This is a genomic window from Chryseobacterium sp. S0630 (assembly GCF_024158915.1).
In the GTDB taxonomy this organism is placed as follows: Bacteria; Bacteroidota; Bacteroidia; order Flavobacteriales; family Weeksellaceae; genus Chryseobacterium.
This window is the reverse complement of the sequence record NZ_JAMZGF010000059.1, coordinates 14738-32715: the sequence shown is the minus strand read 5'-3', so window position 1 is coordinate 32715 and position 17978 is coordinate 14738. Positions and strand designations below refer to the sequence as shown.

Below are 17978 nucleotides of genomic sequence, written 5' to 3'. Positions count from 1 at the left end.
AAAAACGCAAGGGCGCTAAAAATATTAAAAAACATACTGCCTTAGGGCGCAAGGATTTTATCTCCGATAAAATTGATAAATGCAAATTTTTAAGTCTCTCGCTGATTTTGCAAACGAAGCAGATAAATTATTACGAAAAAAATCTGCATGATCTCCATGATCTGCGAGAGTTTTAATAATCTTTTGAAAAATCTTAGAAATTTCCTTAAATATCCTTCACAGCTTCAAGTTTCTTAATGGTTCAAAATAATTTGAAGATCTCTTCTCCTTTGTGTTTTCCAACAAAAAAAGCGCACCCATCGGGTACGCTTTGTATTGTATAAGCTGAATAGGATTAGTGTAATTCAGCTAAATATTTTTCTGCATCCATTGCAGCCATACATCCGCTTCCTGCAGCTGTAATAGCTTGTCTGTAGATATGATCCTGAACATCTCCGGCAGCAAATACACCTGGAAGATTTGTTCTTGAAGAACCTTTTTCAGTCACGATATATCCGTTCTCATCAAGATCTACCTGACCTACAAAGATATCCGTATTCGGCTTGTGACCAATTGCGATAAAGATACCTTCAACATCCACTGTAGATTTCTCCTGAGTTTGGTTATTAATGATTACAGCTCTTTCTACAAGACTGTTTTCTCCTTCAATCCCGATTAATTCATGATGGAATTTCACTTCGATATTCGGAGTACTTTCCACTCTGTGAACCATTGCTTTTGAAGCTCTGAAAACATCTTTTCTCACCAATAACGTTACTTTCTTACATAATTTTGCAAGGTAAGTAGCTTCTTCAGCAGCTGTATCTCCCGCTCCTACTACTACAACGTCTTTTCCTCTGTAGAAGAATCCGTCACACGTAGCACAAGCTGATACACCACCTCCTGCATATTTTTTCTCATCATCAAGACCTAAATACTTTGCTGTAGCTCCTGTAGAGATGATTACTGTTTTAGCAAGGATCTCTTTATTTCCTGCATATAATTTATGAATACCGCCTACTTCCTTAGAGAATTCAGCTTTAGTGATCATTTCGTAATGAACTTTGGTTTCAAATCTTTCTGCCTGTTTTTGCAGATCCATCATCATTTCAGGACCTGTAATCCCGGCTGGATACCCTGGGAAGTTGTCAACTTCTGTAGTGGTTGTTAATTGTCCGCCCGGCTCCAGACCTGTATACAATTCAGGTTTCAAGTCTGCTCTTGCTGCATAGATAGCAGCGGTGAAGCCAGAAGGCCCAGATCCAACGATCACACAATCTAAAATGTTTTGCTCCATAATTTACTTTGTTCGAAAAGATTTAATTTGAATTAAGACTGCTAATTTCGGAATTTTTAATTTCTTTTTAAAGTTATTTTAATGATACTTGTCAATATCTGATATGTTGAATTTCGATGGCAGCTGCTGTGGGGTGAGTTTTGCGGTTCGGGTTCCGGGATTCGGGTTATTTGGATTCGGGATTCGGGTTATTGTGTTACAGGGTTTAGGTTGGTAAGAAAATTTAAAACTTTTTTCTATTAAACCTCAAACCTCGAATCACATATCCCGTTACCTCGCAACACTTATCACGCAGCCGTTACCTCGTATCTCGCAACTCGCCTCACACCTTCATCTTAATCTTATCTACATTGATAATTTTGTACACCAGTTCTCTGATCAACTCCGCTTCTCCCATATTTACCGCTCCGAGTCCTTTACCTTTCATATCGAATTCACGTAAAATAGAAATGACTCTTGTGGCATGCTTCAAAGGGTAAAGTCTGGCACTTTCTGCATAGTCTTTGATAAAATAAGGATTTACTCCCATCTGTGAAGCAATGGTCTGTGGTGGCTGCCCCGCCATCGTCTGATAAATAATAACGTTTGAAAAATAATTGTAAAGGCTTGCCAGCATCATGACAAAAGGATTATTCTTTGGGTTTTTACCCATAAAATGGGCAATTTTAAAAGCTGCATTGGCATTTTTCGTTCCCAAAGCCTTCTGAAGTTCAAAAATATTATATTCTTTACTAATTCCAATATGGTTTTCAACGATGATTCCGTCAAGGATTTCTCCTTCTTTAAGGATCATTTTCAGTTTGTTCAGCTCGTTGGAAATTCTTGAAAGATCATTTCCAAGATATTCTGCCAGAAGATGAGAAATATTAGGAGCTGTATTGATTTTCAGTTTTGCGCATTCATCTGAAATCCATTTCGGTAAGTTGCTTTCCTTTACAGATTCACTCAGGAAAAGTGCTTTGACTTTATCTAAGGCTTTGGCTGCTTTTTTTCTGCTATCCAGTTTCTTATGCTTATGAGCAAAGACCAAAACAGTAGAAGGAACAGGGTTGTCAACGTAAGATTCCAAAATTCTGTTTTCCTCTTCATTGAATCGTAAATCCTGAGCTTCTTTCACAATAATCACCTGCTTATCTCCCATCATCGGAAACTGTCTTGCCAGGGAAAGAACTTCCTGATAAGAAGTATCTTTTCCGTAAGTAACCGTTTGGTTGAAAGCTTTTTCATCTTCTTCCAAAAAGTTATGTTCAAGGGCTTTTACAGCAACATCAATGAAGTAAGCTTCTTCTCCGTGGAAAAAATAAATAGGTAAAACTTCTTTATTTTTAATATTTTTGAGGATTAAATCTAATTCTTTCATCTTATTAATGGAACTTCCAAAACTGAATTTTCAGGAAACTTTTGATTTTAAATTCAAGAAAGACAAAGATAAGTTTTTTATTTATGATTTGGTTCGCAAAACTTATCTTCTGCTCACTCCTGAGGAATGGGTCAGACAGCACTGGATACATTATTATCTTACTGTAAAATCCTACTCCACATCGGCTCTGATTACCGAAAAAAAGATTGTTCTGAATGGCCTTACCAAAAGAATTGACCTTCTGGTTACTGAAAAAACCGAACCCGTAATTCTGATTGAATGTAAAGCTCCGCAGATCAAACTAACAGAAAAAACATTTGAGCAGACTGCCCGATACAATTCTATTATCGGAGCCAGAGAAATTATTCTGACTAACGGGCTTCAGCATATCAATGCTTATTATGAAGACGGACAGTATCAGTTTTACAGACCGGAATAAAAAAAGCAGTAAATCACAACAATATTAATTATTATGAAAATAAAAAACATCATATTTGATTTCGGAGGCGTACTCATGGACTGGAACCCGAGATATTATTTCAAAGATTATTTTAATGATAACGAAAAAATGGAATATTTCCTCGAAAATATTACCCATGATGAATGGAATATTGAACAGGACCGGGGAAGAAGCCTTGCCGAAGGAACAGAAATTCAGGTAAAGAAATTCCCGGAATGGGAAAAAGAAATCCGGGCTTTCTACGACAACTGGACGGTAATGCTGAGAAGTGATATTCCACAAAACGTTGAAGTTCTAAGAAAACTTAAAAATACAGATTATAACCTATTTGGGTTAACCAACTGGTCTGAAGAAACCTTCCCATATGCTTTGGAAAACTATGATTTTTTCCAGATTTTTGAAGGAAAAATAGTCGTTTCCGGAACAGAAAAACTGATCAAACCTGACCCTAAAATCTGGTATGTTCTGTTAGAAAGATATCATATAAAAGCTGAAGAATCGGTTTTTATAGATGATAATACAAGGAATATTGAAATGGCAAAATCTTTGGGTTTTACCACCATTCAGGTTTTTCCGGATACGGATTTAACAAATGAACTGAAGAAATTGGGCGTAGAGGTTTAATTCTTTAAATATTTTCTTACTTTTAATCTGTTTTACAACCTACTAACTCACAAACCATTCATTATGATACGTTCCATCTTATTAACCGCAATGATTATGGCCTCGGGAAACCTTTTCAGCCAGAAACTTAAAACTGTTTCCTATCAGGACGGCTCCCAGAAGCTGAATGGCCTTATTACCTCCAATACAGGAAAAAAACTTCCGGGAGTACTCATTCTTCCAGCCTGGAAAGGTATTGATGAAGAAGCTAAAACAGCCGCTATTGAACTTGAAAAGCAAGGCTATATTGCTTTTATTGCTGACATCTACGGTGAAGGAAAAATTCCGACAGACAATGAATCCGCCGCTAAAACTTCCGGATATTACAAACAGAATTATCAGGAGTACCAGAAAAGAATTTCACTGGCTTTGGAACAACTGAAGAAAAACGGAGCTATTTCTGATAAAGTAGCAGTTATCGGGTACTGTTTCGGAGGTACAGGAGCTTTGGAATCCGCAAGAGGACATCTTCCTGTAGCAGGTGTGGTTTCCATCCACGGAAGTCTGGGCAGAGATCAGAGCAGAAAAAATGAGACTTTGACGGCTAAAATCCTGGTTGAAAATCCGGCAGATGACAAAAGTGTAACTCCTGATGATTACAATAACCTCATCAAAGAAATGAATGAAGGAAATGCCGACTGGCAGATCATCACCTACGCTCATTCTAAACATACATTCACAGATCCGAAATCACCGGATTACAATGCAACAATGGCCAAAAGAGCATGGAATCATACGCTGCTCTTCCTGAAAGAAATTTTAAAATAAACATAAAAAAAGGCAAATTCATAAACTGATGAATTTGCCTTTTTACTTTTATATTATCAGCTTAATTACGGTTTAGCCTGAAGCTCAACATCATATTTTTTGGGAGAATATTTGGTCAGAGAACCTGTTGCAGCATCAATTCCTACTCCTATTGCTCCTCCCAGAATAATATTCAATAAAGTCACGGCATTAAAAGTTTTTGTCAACTTTATTTCCTGCTTCTCAAATCCTTCTTTTTCAAATGTAACCATCTGCTTACCTAAAGCTCTTGGGATTTTAGTAGTACAAGGGGTTGTACACTTTTCTATTCCTTTGTGAAATACTTTTGCTCCTTCAGGGCTTGAAGAAAAAGCGATTGAATCCTGAGTTCCTGTAAAAATGGTTGCACATGAAGTGGTAGAAAGCGCGATTGCCAGCATGAATACAATTGATAATTTGTTTTTCATAGATTTTAGTTCATTTTTTTAAGTCCGCGAACTTACAAAATAATTCAAAAACAAATACTATCAATTGGAGTAAATATTTCTTCAGAAACAGTATTCATAAGGGTTTCAGTATTATAAATCACAAAAGCGCACTAAAGTGCGCTTTTTCATCATTATTAGTTTTTACCGGTACAAATTTATTTCTTGATCAATGGTAATGAACCTGAGTTTCCGTTGCTGGAGCTCCAGTTGACGTAATAGGTTCCTTGTAATGAGGTTTGAATATCAATAGGCAGTTTAACAGTTCCAGCTTCAATATCCGTCTTATATCCATATACTGTTCTGCCTGCAATATCAGTAACAATTACAGTAATGGTTTCTCTTCCTGAAGCAGTGTATGAAAGTTCTGATAACCCGTTGCTTGGGTTTGGATAAAGTTTCGCTTTATTCTGCCCGGACGTACTTGATTTACTAGCTGTCAGAGTCGGAGGATTACACGGGTTAATATCACATATGTGGCAGAGAAATTTAGTACACTGAAGAAGGTAATTAGTAGTAGACTTACGGGTAAGTGTTACCCCATACCCGTAGCTTCTATTAGGATTACTAAGGGTATTAGGTCCTCCATAATAAAATAATCCTGGGTCCATCTCAGGTGACCAGCACCCGGGAATAATGGTTGTAGCTCCATCAATTGCCATTGGAATGGGATAATATCTGCTTGTTAATCCAGGATTAGAAAATGAAACTTTAAAAGTACGTATTACAGGAGGACTTCCTATAGTTGTAAAGACATCTGGAAGTAAAAAATTCTGACTAGTAATCTGACCTGCAGGGAAATCTTTTTTTTCTACTATTGTACCTGTCTTAAACTCCAATGATACGGGAGAAGGAACATATCCAGGAGCATTGGGTAATGGGACTGGGGATTGGTCTTCTCTCTTTACACTTACTGTTGTGCCTGAAGGATTAACGGGAACAAACTGAGCACTTAAAGCCGTACTGCAAAATAAAGCAGCAAAAATAAGAAGGTTTGTTTTTCTTCTTTTTAAAAATGAATCTGATGATCGAAAGATCTTAGTTAAAGTTTTTTTCATAAGATAATATTTTTGTGATGGCGTTCTTTATTGTCACGGGACGCCGTTACCGATAAACAGGTACAAGTTGTCTCTTTTTTAAGGAAATAAAAAGAACTAATGAGCAAGTGAGTAAGATAAAATCCCAGGCGAGTATTTTGATCCTTTCAATGAGACAAAGAGCTGTAAATATGACACATGTAGGTATTTCTCATTCTGGAGATTTTTTTATATTAGCCTGAAAACTATGTATCATTACCTCCTCATATTATTCCTGTTATTTCAAAGTCTGCTGATGTACTGCCAGAAGCCGCAACTTCGTCATTATAGTTTAAGTGACGGTCTGCCAAGCAATACGGTATACTCCGTATATCAGGACAGCAAAGGATTTATCTGGTTTTGTACCAGCTGGGGAATTTCCAGATTTGACGGACATCATTTTGAGACCATTACCAGTAATCATGGACTTCCGGACAATGAAACTTTTCAGGCATGGGAAGACTCCTGGCAGAGATTATGGGTAAGCACCTATAACGGAAGCCCAACCTACATTTATAATGGAAAAGTGTATTCTGCACAGAATGATAAACTATGCCGTCTCCTGGAAAAAAAGAAAATTGGTTTTTACGATATTGTTCCAAGATGGAGTCTTTATTCTAATCAGCATACGAAATATATTATAGGTAAAAACAGCATTTCCAATCCCAAAGACAGCACATCACAGTCTCCTTACTTACATTTTTCTGATCAGGGAAAAGATTACTATGTGTCAGCAAAGAGAATCATAAGGAATAATTATCCGGGATCAACAATCATTCATACCTTTAAAGAAAAAGCGGTTAGAACATGTTTCTATTTCAAAGGTCACCTTTATACAAGACATCTTAATATCTTATATGATGTTGTATTTAAAGGAAATAAACCGGTGGTCAAAAAAATTGAAATGCCCAGCAATATCCTTGATCTTACGATAGGTAAAAATGGTAAAATATGGAGTTGTACAACAAGCGGAATCCTGGAATATGATCCTGATCAGAGAACAGGTCAAAGCCCCAAATACATTGCAATGAAAGGTATTGTAAGTTACAGCAGCTTTATAGACAATCAGGGTAATAGCTGGTATCCTACCAACGAAGGTGTTTATATGCAGCCTGCCAATAAAACCCTCATTTATACTACTGATGATGGACTTACTGACAATAATGTTCTTACCGTGAAATATCTGCCGGGAGGAAAACTTTTGGCAGGATATAACAACAGTGCCATCATGATAAGAGATAAAAACAGCTTCAAACCATTATATACACTGGGCGATGGACAATGGAACAGACTCAGATATATTGCCCCAATTAATAACAATGCCTTTTTCGCCGGAACAGACAGAGGTTTATATCTGTGCAGTCTTACCGGTAATCAATACACAAAGATTCTGGAATTTTCTCAAAAATCAGCATCTATCAGAAATAACGCCGTACTGATAAGTCAAACCAGCAATGAAAAAAGGAATCAGCTTATTTATGATCTGAAAGAAAAGAAATTCACCAAATTGCCGGAATTGACTACCACCACCATAGCTGCTCCGGCAACCGCTATTGACGAAAAAGGAATCTACTGGCTAGGGACAGTACAGGGTTTATTCTATTATAATCCATCTTTAAAAAAATTCATTCACGATCCATCTTTAGGCAAAAACCGCATCACCTCTTTGAATTTCCTGAAAGGCAGACTTATCATCAGTACTCATTCTGATGGCGTTTTCATTCGGGATGGCAAAAGGATAATCAAGTTGAATACAACGAATGGACTCATCAGTAATATTTGTGAAAAAGCTTATGTAGACGAGAAAGAAAGATTATGGGTCAATACAGATAAAGGTTTATCAAGAATCACTTTTGATGACCAAATGCACTACTCTATTTATCACTTCTCGGCTGCTGACGGAGTTCCGAGCCATATGATCAATAACATTACATTCGGAGAAGGAAAGGCTTTTCTTGCCACATCGAATGGAATTATTATGATCGATCAGGATCAGGTCAGTAAAAGTCAGCCTTACAAAGTGTATTTTCTGAAAGCTGTTTTTAAAGACAGTCTCGTTTATTACCCTAAAAAGGTCAGTCTCAAATACAATCAGAATAATGCTCAAATCTCCTATACTGCTATTTCGTATCTGGATGAAAAAGATATTAAATACAAATATCTTCTTTCCGGAGCGGAGAATGATACAGTGATTACAGAAGAAAGCACATTAACCCTCGGAGCTTTGAAACCCGGTAACTATCATCTGAATATCTGGGCTTCCGGAAAAAATAATACCTGGAATAAAACTCCCGCCGTGCTTGCCATTGTTGTAAAACCTCCATTCTGGGAAGAACTATGGTTCATGGGAGGAATATTTCTGTTATTGCTGGTTTTCATTATCATTATATACAGACACCGCATCAGTATTATCCGTAAAAAAGAAGCAGAAAAAACCGAAAGAAAAAAGATAATTGCAGAACTGGAAATGCAGGCGCTCCGTGCACAGATCAACCCTCATTTTATCTTCAATGTACTGAACGCCATTCAGAACTATTATGGAAAAGAAGATGAACTGAATGCCAATTATTATATGGCAGCCTTTTCAGATCTTATACGAAAGACCCTCACCCATTCTAAAGAACACTGGAATACCATAGAAAAAGAAATGGCTATGCTTAAAACGTATATTGAACTGGAGCAGATGCGTTTTAAAAACCATTTCACCTATGAAATTTTTGTAGAACCCGGATTGGAGCAAATAAAAATTCCCACGATGCTTCTCCAAATTTATACTGAAAATTCAATCAGCCATGGATTGAGACATTTGAAAACAGGAGGAACTCTAAGGATATCCTGCAGCAGAAGTGAAGATTCAATCATTTGTATTGTGGAAGATAATGGTGTAGGATTTGAAAAAGCGCGTGAGTTTGACAGCAGACCAGATGATTATAAATCTATGGGATTAAAAATTACCGCCGGAAGAATTTCTGCTATCAATGAACTTTACGGAACATCTATTTCAACAGAAATTACTGATAAAAAAACGACAGATCCTTCAATACAGGGAACCATTGTGAGAATAACTATTAAAAACACCCCATTCCTATGAGTAAAATAAAATCTATCGTTGTAGATGATGAACAGGAATCACGCGAAACTCTTCTTAGATTCTTATCCAAATATTGCCCGGATATTGAAATAATCGGGGAAGCAGATTCTGTGAATGAAGCTGTGGAGGTCATTATAGAAAAGTCTCCGGAATTGGTATTTCTGGATGTCAATATGCCTGTTGAAAATGGGTTTAAATTGTTTGAGAAGATATCGGATATTAATTTTTATACCGTATTTGTTACTGCTTATGATCAGTATGCTGTACAGGCATTTAAACATCATGCAGTAGATTATCTCCTGAAACCCATTGTGATTCACGAATTGATTATTACAGTGAACAGGGTGGCTAAACTTTTAGAGGATAAAAACAAAATCCAACAATTATCTGCCTTGCTTCATCATATTAAAATTCCTGTAGAACAAAGCAAAATTGCATTGCCAACTATGGAAGGTCTTGTCTATGTACATACTATGGATATTGTACGTCTTCAGGCTGATGATAATTATACTTCCATTTTTTTCAAAGGAGGAAAAAGAATGATGATATCCCATACATTGGCCTACTTTGAAGAAACACTGAAGGATCAGGGTTTTGTCCGTATTCATCATCAGCACCTCATCAATCTTCAACATGTTGAAAAATACATCCGTGGCCGTGGCGGTTATATCATCATGAGCGATGAAACTTCTTTACAGGTTTCTCAGAGAAAAAAAGATGAGTTTCTCCGGATTATTAAAAGAATGAAATAATAATGCATGGCATAAAAAAACAAACCTACCTTTCTGCAGATTTGCTTTTTATATATTTTTTAATCGCTTATTAGTCTACACCTTCCTCTTCCCTATGTACCAATTCCATAGAAAATGCAGGAAGACAGATGGCAAGATATTCGCAAGGTTCTGAAAACGGATTGCTGTAACGGATTCTCGCTCCTTTTTCAATAAGAATACTCTGCCCTTTTTCCAGCGTAACAATTTCCCCGTCTATTTCAAATTGCTTTTTCCCTGAAATAATGTAGGTAAATTCATCAAATTCAGGAGTCTGGTGAGGTTCACTCCAATCCGGAGGGGCCACCATGTGAGCAATTGAAACAGTAGAATTTCCCGTAGAGTTTCCCCAGTGTTCTTCGATCAGTTTTCCGTCTGTAGTAGGCACTACAAATGGTGACTGTTGGATTTTATATTTTTTCATGCCCAATCTTCTTTTTTAATTTCATACACGAAATTGGTTCTTGTAGGCTCTGCAAAATAAGCTACTTCTTCCTCAGCAATTTTTTGCCCTCCCAATCTTTCCAAAGCTGTCTGCGAACGGAAATTCTCTTTTCCAATGTGGAAATGAACTTTGTCTACAAACTGGAAGATATAATCCAGCATCAGTTTTTTTACCTTAGGATTAATGCCTTTTCCCCATGATTTTGTTCCATAGAAAGTATATCCGATGAAAATATGATTGTCCTCTTCATCAAAATTATAATAACGGCTGCTTCCCAATATATCTCCGGTGGCTTTCTCCATAATTTTGAAAGCACCATTACTCTCCATAGCTCCTTTAAAAAAGTTTTCAAAAACCTCTCTCTTATATCGATCTTTGTTGGGATGTTGTTCCCAGACTTTCGGATCGGAAGCTACTTCATATAAAGATTCAAAATCCCCTTGCTGTAAGGGGATTAATTGAAATTCTTCATTCTCTAAAACAGGCTGAACAGAAAAATTCATTATTTAGCTCTTTTTAGTAGAATCTGATTCTATTTTCTTGATTTCTTTCAGTTTGTCTGAAATCTTGATGACAGTGTCTAGTTTTGATGGCTTCAACGGAACTTCTGCCTGAGCCATATCCCATTTGATGACCAGGTTTCCTGTATTTTCATCAGTAGGATTTAAAGTGATTTCAAACCACTCCTGTTTGTCGGTCAATTTGTTAACTGGTACTGTAACATCTACCACATCCTGTTTTGGATCGTAAGTATAAGCTCCCCATTGCTGGAAATCTTTATTAAGGATAACTTTCCATTCTTTTTCTGTAGGAACGATGAATAATCCGTATGTTCCTGCAGGTACTGTTTTCCCTCCGAAGTTAACGGCCTGTCCGAAAGTAATTTTTGTAGATGAGTTAGCTCCTGCTCTCCAAACCTGGCCATAAGGAACCAATTCTCCAAAAATCTTACGTCCTTTCACTCCTGGTCTTCCATAGTCGATAGAGATCTTAGACATAGAAAACTGCTGCTCAACCTTCTGACGCGGACTTGCTGCCGGTACAGAATAATCCTGAGCAAAACTGAATGCTGAAACTGAAATGCAAACTGCTATTATTAACTTTTTCACGTGTAAATTTTTGCTTAAAATTACAAAAATCAAAACGAAATAGCTTTCCCAAACTTCGTTAAATTTTGTTTTACCGATATTTTTCTATGAAGGTATTTTTTAATCAAATCCTTATAAAAAGTAAATGATTAACTATTGAACAATTTATTTTTCTTAATCGTTTTCCCTTTTCTCAGTTGTATGGAATGAAAAACAGAAGGAACATCATTCGCCCAGGTTTTCAGTATAAGAAGAATGGCTATAATCTCTGCTTTGGTAAGTAAACCAACCCAAAAACAAAGGTTAAATAAAACAATAGATTGGCATTGTAAAATGACCTGAATCAGTGTTCCAAAAAGTAATAAAGTCCAGATCTTGGCACCAATAGAGTGTGTCGCCACTTCCTTTCGGAATTTTAAAAAGCTTACCAGATAAATAAGGGCTTCAGATCCTGCAAGAATGATTATTTTGGAAGCGTTTGTTTTGAAAAACTCAGGACATTGTATATACGCTGCAATTCCTACCGAGATAAAGAAAATCTGATCAACAGTAGAATCCAGACGTCTGAGTTTCTGAGTTGAAACCTGAAGATGCCTTGCTATAATTCCATCAAAAATATCAGTTAATAACCCGATTGATAACAGAATAACAGTAATAATCTGATAGTTTTCAATTTTAATTACACTTAAAGAAATGATGATAAACCCAATAATCAGTCTGGAAAAAATTAAGATATCCGGAATTTTCGATTTCATAAAAAGAGGAAAAAACTTATTGTAAATGGCGAAAGATAAGGATAAAATTCTTTTTATATTTCTAAAACAAAATAGCCTTTTCCAGTTCCAGTAATTTTTGCTTTCTCCAGATTCCTCCTCCATAGCCTGTTAATTGTCCGTTGCTGCCAATTACACGATGACAAGGTATTATAATGGATATCTTATTCAGACCATTGGCATTGGCTACAGCTCTTACAGATTTTGGGTTTCCCAGAATATCTGCCTGTTCCTGATAGCTTCTTGTAGCACCATAAGGAATTTCCTGAAGAATATTCCAGACTTCTTTCTGGAAAGCTGTTCCTACAGGAGAAAGAGGAACTGTAAATACGACTCTTTTCCCTTCGAAATACTCTTTCAATTCTTTTTCCAGCGTAACAAAATGAGGATTTTCTCCTTGTATAATATTTGCTTTAAAATAGTTTGCAATACTCTTCAGTTCTGTGGGAAGCGCTTTTCTGTCGGAAAATTCAAGAAGGCAGATTCCATGTTCATCAGCACAGGCTATCATCGTTCCCAGCATCGTTTCTATTCTCTTCAGGTCAATGATCTTTTCCATGGAATTATTCTTAGGTGATACTCCAAAAATATTCTTAAAACTCTCATTAAAACCGCTCAGACTTTCATATCCTGTATCAAATGCTACCTCTGTCACTGATTCTCCCTGTTGAAGCTTTTTAAAAGCAGTATTGAGTTTTGACATTCTCTGGAAAGCATGAAACGTAATTCCATGGTGTTTCAGAAACCATCTGCGGACTGTTGCGGGTTCCAATCCTCTTTTTACAAGATCATAATCTTTAAGCTTTACTGTAGGATCATCAGCAATTTCTTTCAGTAACTCCTTGATATACGGAGGTGTAGCATTGAGATTTTCCAAAGGCCTGCACACTTTACAAGGACGATACCCTTTGAGCATCGCATCTTTAGTATTGGAAAAGAATTCTACATTTTCAAATTTAGGTTTCCTTGCGGTACAGGTCGGTCTGCAGAATATTCCTGTGGTTTTTACACCCATCCAGAATATCCCTTCGAATGAAACATCTTTGGTATAAGATGCCTCATACATGATTTTTTCGGTAAGTTCCATCATTCAATAAAAAGAGGTGAAAAACTTCTTGTATCTGTAATTTTCTGACTTGCTTTTTCAAGCTCTCTGTAGATGTGTCTGTACATAAAAGCACCTGAAGTAACTCTTTTTACACCTAATGTTTTAAGCATGTCAAAATCCAGTAAATCAGGCAATGCCATAACATTCACAGGAAGAAAGGTTGCTTCTGTAATCGTCCTGATGTCATTTTCAGCTGTCATCCCTGGAACGAAAACACCATCAGCATCAAGTTCTTCAAATAGTTTAATTCTCTCTAAAGTTTCTTTCAATGCATTTTCAATATTCAATAAAAAAGGATCTGTGCGTACATTGATAAATACCTTACCTCTGTTTTCTCCTAATTTGATAAAAATATCTTTTAATCTTTTATAGAAAACATCTCTGTGTAGCAGTTTTCGTGTTCCGTCAATAACGTTTGTATCTTCAATATTAATTCCTGATACTCCAATTTCTATAAGTTTCATAATATTGGACACAACGGTATCATTTTCATGACCATATCCGGATTCCAGATCTACCGACAGAGGAATTGAAACGGAGGCCTTGATTCTCTTAATGATATAAAAATATTCTTCAAAGGTCATCTGCTCTCCATCTTCATATCCTAAACTCAGTGCGACTGCCGAACTTGAGGTTGCTAATGCTTTATAGCCCAGCTTTTCGTATGCCTTTGCGCTTTCTACATTCCATACATTACCCAAAAGTAATGGTTCTTCACCATGATGTAACTGTTTAAAACTGATCATAATTTTTTTATTCAAAAATAGAAAGATTACTACCTGCTCTACAACCGAAAAATGAACATCTATTTTTTATAATTCTCTGAATGTAAATTTTGGTTTTAAAATAAGATTGCCTTTTCAAGCTCCAGCAGTTTTTGTTTTCTCCAGATACCTCCGGCATATCCAACCAATTCACCGTTTGAACCAATCACCCGATGACAGGGAATTAAAATAGCAATTTTATTGATGCCGTTGGCTGTTCCTACGGCACGTATCGCCTTGGGGTTTCCCAGTATTTCTGACTGTTGTTTATACGTTCTGATTTCTCCCATCGGAATTTCACGGAGAAGCTGCCACACTTTTTCCTGAAACTCAGTTCCGGTAGTAAACAATGGAACTTCAAAATGACTTCTTTGTCCGTCAAAATATTCTTTCAGTTCTTTTTCAAGGTGAACAAAATGAGGATGTTCTTTTTCTACAATTTCTGCATTCAGAACCTTTGATAAAGCCTTCAATTGCTTTTCAATATTTTTCCGGTCAGTAAATTCCAGCAGACAAATCCCCTGATCTACGGCACAGGCAATCATTTCGCCCAACGGGGTTGATATGTTTTTTTGGTGTATAATTTCCATTAGTTTAAAATTAAGCTTTTTGGAAATCATAACTTGTTTTTAATCCGTTAAAATTCTTTTTATCTGTTCAACATGTCTTGCATTATGATAAATAACAAAACGAAAGGTATCTCCCAATTTCAGTTTGATCAGCTTTGAAATACTAATACTTGTTTTTGTCTTTTCTAAATCAATATATTGCGCTTTCTCCAATAACTCAAGTAATTTCCCCTGATGGTTAATGAAGGTATTCACTACACTTTTATCCAGATTGCTGTGGATAGGATTCATCGCTTTAAGTGTTTTCATTGTATTCAGTTTCTCTTTGGGAAGCATACTTTTAGCAAAATAATTCCCAAGAATTCCGGGTTTAAAATAGAGTTGAGAAGATTTTCCGGCAGAAGAAATAGTACGGTTAATTTCAGGAATATAAAAATCTCCGTACCGGTTAAGATGTTCCAGACATTCCAATGTACTCCAGCTTTCTGTTGAAGTTCTGAAATTCAGATCATGTTCCGTCTTTAAAGACAACATTTCAGCAAAGTGTAAATGTTCTTCAGTTCTATTTCTTAATTCATTCAGTAATTCTGAGGTTGAAATTTTCATTACGTTTTTTATGCAAATATGCTGATCTGAATGTTCTTAAATCTTGACTGAACTCAAGATTTTTTAAGTCTGGACAAAGTTTCCGGCGACATTCTCAGATAATTGGCGATGTATTTATTGGGAACTTCCTGAAACAGTTTCGGACTTCGTTTTAAAACTCTTTCAAAACGTTCTCCGGGAGCATTGATCAGCAAGTCTTTTTCTCTTTCAAGCTGCTGTAATACGAGGTCTTCCAACACGTTCATCCAGAATTTCATATGTTCTTCATTTGATTGTATAAATGCATAGAAATCCTTTTTCGAGGCCATTCTTACCATTGTTTTCTTAATGGCCTGAATATAAAGATCCGAAGGTTTTCCCGATAAAAAGGAATCCAGGCTTACTATAATATTTCCGGTATATCCAAAGCGAATAATCCTCTCCTCATTTTCATCCATCATAAAAATCCGGACGCTTCCATTTTCAATAAAATAAATATGGGTGTCTATACTGCCTGAAATCTTCAGGAATTCGTTTCGTCTGAATTCTTTCTTTTCCCAATGGATTCCACTCTGAAGCAATTTTTCAACCATTTCATTTTATTATTTGCTTTTCCAAAGATAATAGGTAATTTTAAAGTTTTAAAACACTAATCACTGATAATGCTCAAAAAAACAGTACTTTTTATACTGCTTTCGGCCGGATTTTACGGTATGAAAGCACAGCAGACCATCCCTTTCCGGATCACCAAGCACAATAATATTATTGTCAAAACCCTTGTCAACCAAAAGGATTCGCTGAATCTGATGTTCCAGATTGCCATGAAAGATTATGCCATTTCTCCTGATGGCAAGCAGAAAGCAAATCATATTATTTTCAACAAAGAAGAACTCAGCGACCACAATACAGTACAAATCGGAAAAATCACTCAGAAAAATGTACGTTTTTTTGACAATCAGTTAACAGGCCACGAAGCAGACGGAAAAATCGGAACCGGAATTTTTGAAGGGAAAACATTTAAAATTGATTACGATAATAACCAGTTTGTGATGTACGACAAAATGCCGGATCTCAAAGGCTACCAACCCATCAATATCATTCTGGATCATGATGGATTTTATCTTGCCGCAGACAATGTCCTTGATGGTGATCAACAACAGGAAGCCTATTTTGTTTTGCAATCCGGATTTTCCGGAGCGCTTCTGTACAGCAATGAGTTTGCAGAAGAAAAGAATCTGGAGAAAAAACTGAAGGTAACGGGAGAAAAAACATTAAAAAATTCTGAAGGTAAAACTTTAACGACCAAACAAGCTGTTCTGCCGTATTTCAAGTTGGGAAATAGTGTTTTTAAAGATGTTTCCGTAGGATTTTTCTCCGGTGAACTGAAAACCCAAAATGTAAGTTATATCGGTGCTGATATGCTTCGCAGGTTTATCTGGATCTTTGATGCAGAAAGGAAAATGGCTTACATCAAACCCAGCAAATATTTTTCAGAACCTTATTACAAAATGAATTAAAATATTAATAACTCTTTACTATTAAGAAAGATGATAAAGATTAAAACTGTAGCAGCACTTATATGTTTTCAACTGGTTATTGTGAGCTGTCAAAAAGAAGAGAAGAAAACGGTTACCACAGAAACAAAAATTACGAATGATACTATAAAAACAGTAAAAACTGAAGAGAAAATAGATTACACCAACTTTAATATATTCAGTCTGTCTGTTATTTCATCCGCAGAAAAAGATTCTGATATGGATATTTTCATTTCTGTTTCAGATATCTACAAAGGAGAGCAACCGATGCCTGCAGAAATTGTTAAAAATCATAAACAGATGTCTTTCGAAGAACTCCAGCATTTTGAACTGGATGCACCAAGCAGAAAAAAATTGCTCAACGGAATTCAGCTCACTGAAAATGATTCCCTGTACATCTATGAGTATGGCTCTAACCTGCTTCAAAGAATGCCAGTCAGCAAGCTAAAGGCCGTGGCTTATTTAAGTCCTTATTCCGATGATCAGGATTTAGATCCGGATTCTTATATGATGGGATTTCAGGTAGCCACTCATCAAAAAACAACAGAATACGACCGTTATAATAATGCCATCGCTTATTTTGGAAATAAAAATCCTTTCGTAGACAATAAAATGAAAGCTGTGAAATGGCAAAAAGCCAACGCTGATATTTCAAAAAAATACTTTTCTCACTCAAAACTGGCTCTGGGAAAAACTTATCAGTCACAATATGAAAATCTAACCTATTATCTGCAGGATTATCTTGAAGAAGGAAATATCACAGAGCGCAAACTTGTAGTAATCAATGATCGTAAAGAAAAAATTGCGGAAAAGACATTCAGTCTTGCAGGAAGTGATGGAGGAGAATTTATGCCTCTTTATGGAATAGATGCTGATGAAGCCAATATCTCCCAATGGACAGGCCATCTTTTCAAAGGGAAACCTCCTGTTATTTTTGGGTTCATGGCGCAGTCTTTTGGCTGTCCTTCCATCAGTTTTTTAGATCAAAAGGAGAAGGATTTCCCGATTAATTGTGATAACAGGCATTAACCTGAAAAGAATCTGCATGGATTCCTATGGAATGACAAACTGTGCGGATAATCTTTGAGAATAAATCTGCTCAATCAGCAAAATCTGCGAGAGAAACATTCAATAGGAACGGGCTTTAGCCCGTTTTTTATTATATCAGCAATTCCATTGGCTT

At 36.3% G+C, this 17978-nt stretch carries 20 protein-coding genes; 7 read left to right on the top strand and 13 right to left on the bottom strand.

Annotation, left to right across the window (positions count from 1 at the left end; genetic code table 11):
* Nucleotides 1–334: 334 nt before the first annotated feature.
* Nucleotides 335–1276: a thioredoxin-disulfide reductase gene (trxB, locus tag NK356_RS19910; protein ID WP_034696214.1), complete on the bottom strand. Its 942-nt coding sequence runs from the start codon at nucleotides 1274–1276 to the stop codon at nucleotides 335–337.
* Nucleotides 1277–1598: 322 nt separating this feature from the next.
* Nucleotides 1599–2636, bottom strand: coding sequence for a DNA polymerase III subunit delta (gene holA / locus NK356_RS19905; RefSeq protein WP_034696215.1), 1038 nt, complete (start codon nucleotides 2634–2636; stop codon nucleotides 1599–1601).
* Nucleotides 2637–2643: 7 nt separating this feature from the next.
* On the opposite strand from holA, the gene NK356_RS19900 reads away from it, so the two are divergent.
* The 3 genes from NK356_RS19900 (at nucleotide 2644) to NK356_RS19890 (ending at nucleotide 4527) form a co-directional block, all read left to right on the top strand.
* On the top strand, nucleotides 2644–3075 hold the full coding sequence (locus NK356_RS19900; RefSeq protein ID WP_034696216.1) for a type I restriction enzyme HsdR N-terminal domain-containing protein: 432 nt from the start codon (nucleotides 2644–2646) through the stop codon (nucleotides 3073–3075).
* Nucleotides 3076–3108: 33 nt separating this feature from the next.
* Nucleotides 3109–3720, top strand: a complete 612-nt coding sequence (locus NK356_RS19895; RefSeq protein ID WP_253317835.1) for an HAD family phosphatase — start codon at nucleotides 3109–3111, stop codon at nucleotides 3718–3720.
* A 63-nt stretch (nucleotides 3721–3783) separates the two neighbouring features.
* Nucleotides 3784–4527: a dienelactone hydrolase family protein gene (locus tag NK356_RS19890; protein WP_081906457.1), complete on the top strand. Its 744-nt coding sequence runs from the start codon at nucleotides 3784–3786 to the stop codon at nucleotides 4525–4527.
* Nucleotides 4528–4592: 65 nt separating this feature from the next.
* On the opposite strand, the gene NK356_RS19885 is transcribed toward NK356_RS19890, so the two are convergent.
* Together NK356_RS19885 and NK356_RS19880 are read right to left on the bottom strand one after the other, a co-directional pair.
* Entirely contained in the window at nucleotides 4593–4973 is a 381-nt protein-coding gene (locus NK356_RS19885) for a PEGA domain-containing protein (RefSeq protein ID WP_034696218.1), read from the bottom strand.
* A 176-nt stretch (nucleotides 4974–5149) separates the two neighbouring features.
* Nucleotides 5150–6049: a T9SS type A sorting domain-containing protein gene (locus NK356_RS19880; RefSeq protein ID WP_034696219.1), complete on the bottom strand. Its 900-nt coding sequence runs from the start codon at nucleotides 6047–6049 to the stop codon at nucleotides 5150–5152.
* A 226-nt stretch (nucleotides 6050–6275) separates the two neighbouring features.
* On the opposite strand from NK356_RS19880, the gene NK356_RS19875 reads away from it, so the two are divergent.
* The gene (locus NK356_RS19875; RefSeq protein WP_253317834.1) at nucleotides 6276–9158 is read left to right on the top strand and encodes a sensor histidine kinase; all 2883 of its coding nucleotides are present in this window, start codon (nucleotides 6276–6278) and stop codon (nucleotides 9156–9158) included.
* Nucleotides 9155–9910 (top strand): LytTR family DNA-binding domain-containing protein, encoded by a 756-nt coding sequence (locus NK356_RS19870; protein ID WP_034696223.1) that lies wholly within the window; start codon nucleotides 9155–9157, stop codon nucleotides 9908–9910. Before NK356_RS19875 ends, NK356_RS19870 begins: the two co-directional genes overlap by 4 nt.
* 70 nt (nucleotides 9911–9980) lie before the next feature.
* On the opposite strand, the gene NK356_RS19865 is transcribed toward NK356_RS19870, so the two are convergent.
* The 9 genes from NK356_RS19865 to NK356_RS19820 form a co-directional block, all read right to left on the bottom strand.
* Nucleotides 9981–10352 (bottom strand): cupin domain-containing protein, encoded by a 372-nt coding sequence (locus NK356_RS19865; protein ID WP_034696224.1) that lies wholly within the window; start codon nucleotides 10350–10352, stop codon nucleotides 9981–9983.
* Nucleotides 10349–10876: a GNAT family N-acetyltransferase gene (locus NK356_RS19860; protein ID WP_034696225.1), complete on the bottom strand. Its 528-nt coding sequence runs from the start codon at nucleotides 10874–10876 to the stop codon at nucleotides 10349–10351. The genes NK356_RS19865 and NK356_RS19860 overlap by 4 nt, the downstream gene beginning before the upstream one ends.
* Nucleotides 10877–10879: 3 nt before the next feature.
* Nucleotides 10880–11482 carry a DUF2911 domain-containing protein gene (locus tag NK356_RS19855; RefSeq protein WP_079241242.1) on the bottom strand — a complete coding sequence of 201 codons (603 nt, stop codon included), beginning with the start codon at nucleotides 11480–11482 and terminating at the stop codon, nucleotides 10880–10882.
* Nucleotides 11483–11610: 128 nt separating this feature from the next.
* The gene (locus NK356_RS19850; RefSeq protein WP_253317833.1) at nucleotides 11611–12216 is read right to left on the bottom strand and encodes a CDP-alcohol phosphatidyltransferase family protein; all 606 of its coding nucleotides are present in this window, start codon (nucleotides 12214–12216) and stop codon (nucleotides 11611–11613) included.
* Nucleotides 12217–12277: 61 nt separating this feature from the next.
* Nucleotides 12278–13324 carry a bifunctional transcriptional activator/DNA repair enzyme AdaA gene (locus NK356_RS24285; protein ID WP_367399316.1) on the bottom strand — a complete coding sequence of 349 codons (1047 nt, stop codon included), beginning with the start codon at nucleotides 13322–13324 and terminating at the stop codon, nucleotides 12278–12280.
* The gene (locus tag NK356_RS19835; protein ID WP_253317832.1) at nucleotides 13321–14088 is read right to left on the bottom strand and encodes an isocitrate lyase/phosphoenolpyruvate mutase family protein; all 768 of its coding nucleotides are present in this window, start codon (nucleotides 14086–14088) and stop codon (nucleotides 13321–13323) included. The genes NK356_RS24285 and NK356_RS19835 overlap by 4 nt, the downstream gene beginning before the upstream one ends.
* A 95-nt stretch (nucleotides 14089–14183) precedes the next feature.
* A complete protein-coding gene (locus NK356_RS19830; protein WP_034696333.1) occupies nucleotides 14184–14696 on the bottom strand; it encodes a methylated-DNA--[protein]-cysteine S-methyltransferase in 513 nt (170 codons plus the stop codon).
* Between the two features lie 39 nt (nucleotides 14697–14735).
* The gene (locus NK356_RS19825; protein ID WP_253317831.1) at nucleotides 14736–15281 is read right to left on the bottom strand and encodes a DinB family protein; all 546 of its coding nucleotides are present in this window, start codon (nucleotides 15279–15281) and stop codon (nucleotides 14736–14738) included.
* Between the two features lie 53 nt (nucleotides 15282–15334).
* Entirely contained in the window at nucleotides 15335–15853 is a 519-nt protein-coding gene (locus tag NK356_RS19820) for a Crp/Fnr family transcriptional regulator (protein WP_034696232.1), read from the bottom strand.
* A 69-nt stretch (nucleotides 15854–15922) separates the two neighbouring features.
* On the opposite strand from NK356_RS19820, the gene NK356_RS19815 reads away from it, so the two are divergent.
* Both NK356_RS19815 and NK356_RS19810 read left to right on the top strand, forming a co-directional pair.
* Entirely contained in the window at nucleotides 15923–16777 is an 855-nt protein-coding gene (locus NK356_RS19815; protein WP_034696233.1) for a hypothetical protein, read from the top strand.
* 30 nt (nucleotides 16778–16807) lie between these two features.
* Nucleotides 16808–17824 carry a hypothetical protein gene (locus NK356_RS19810; protein WP_253317830.1) on the top strand — a complete coding sequence of 339 codons (1017 nt, stop codon included), beginning with the start codon at nucleotides 16808–16810 and terminating at the stop codon, nucleotides 17822–17824.
* Nucleotides 17825–17978: the final 154 nt, after the last annotated feature.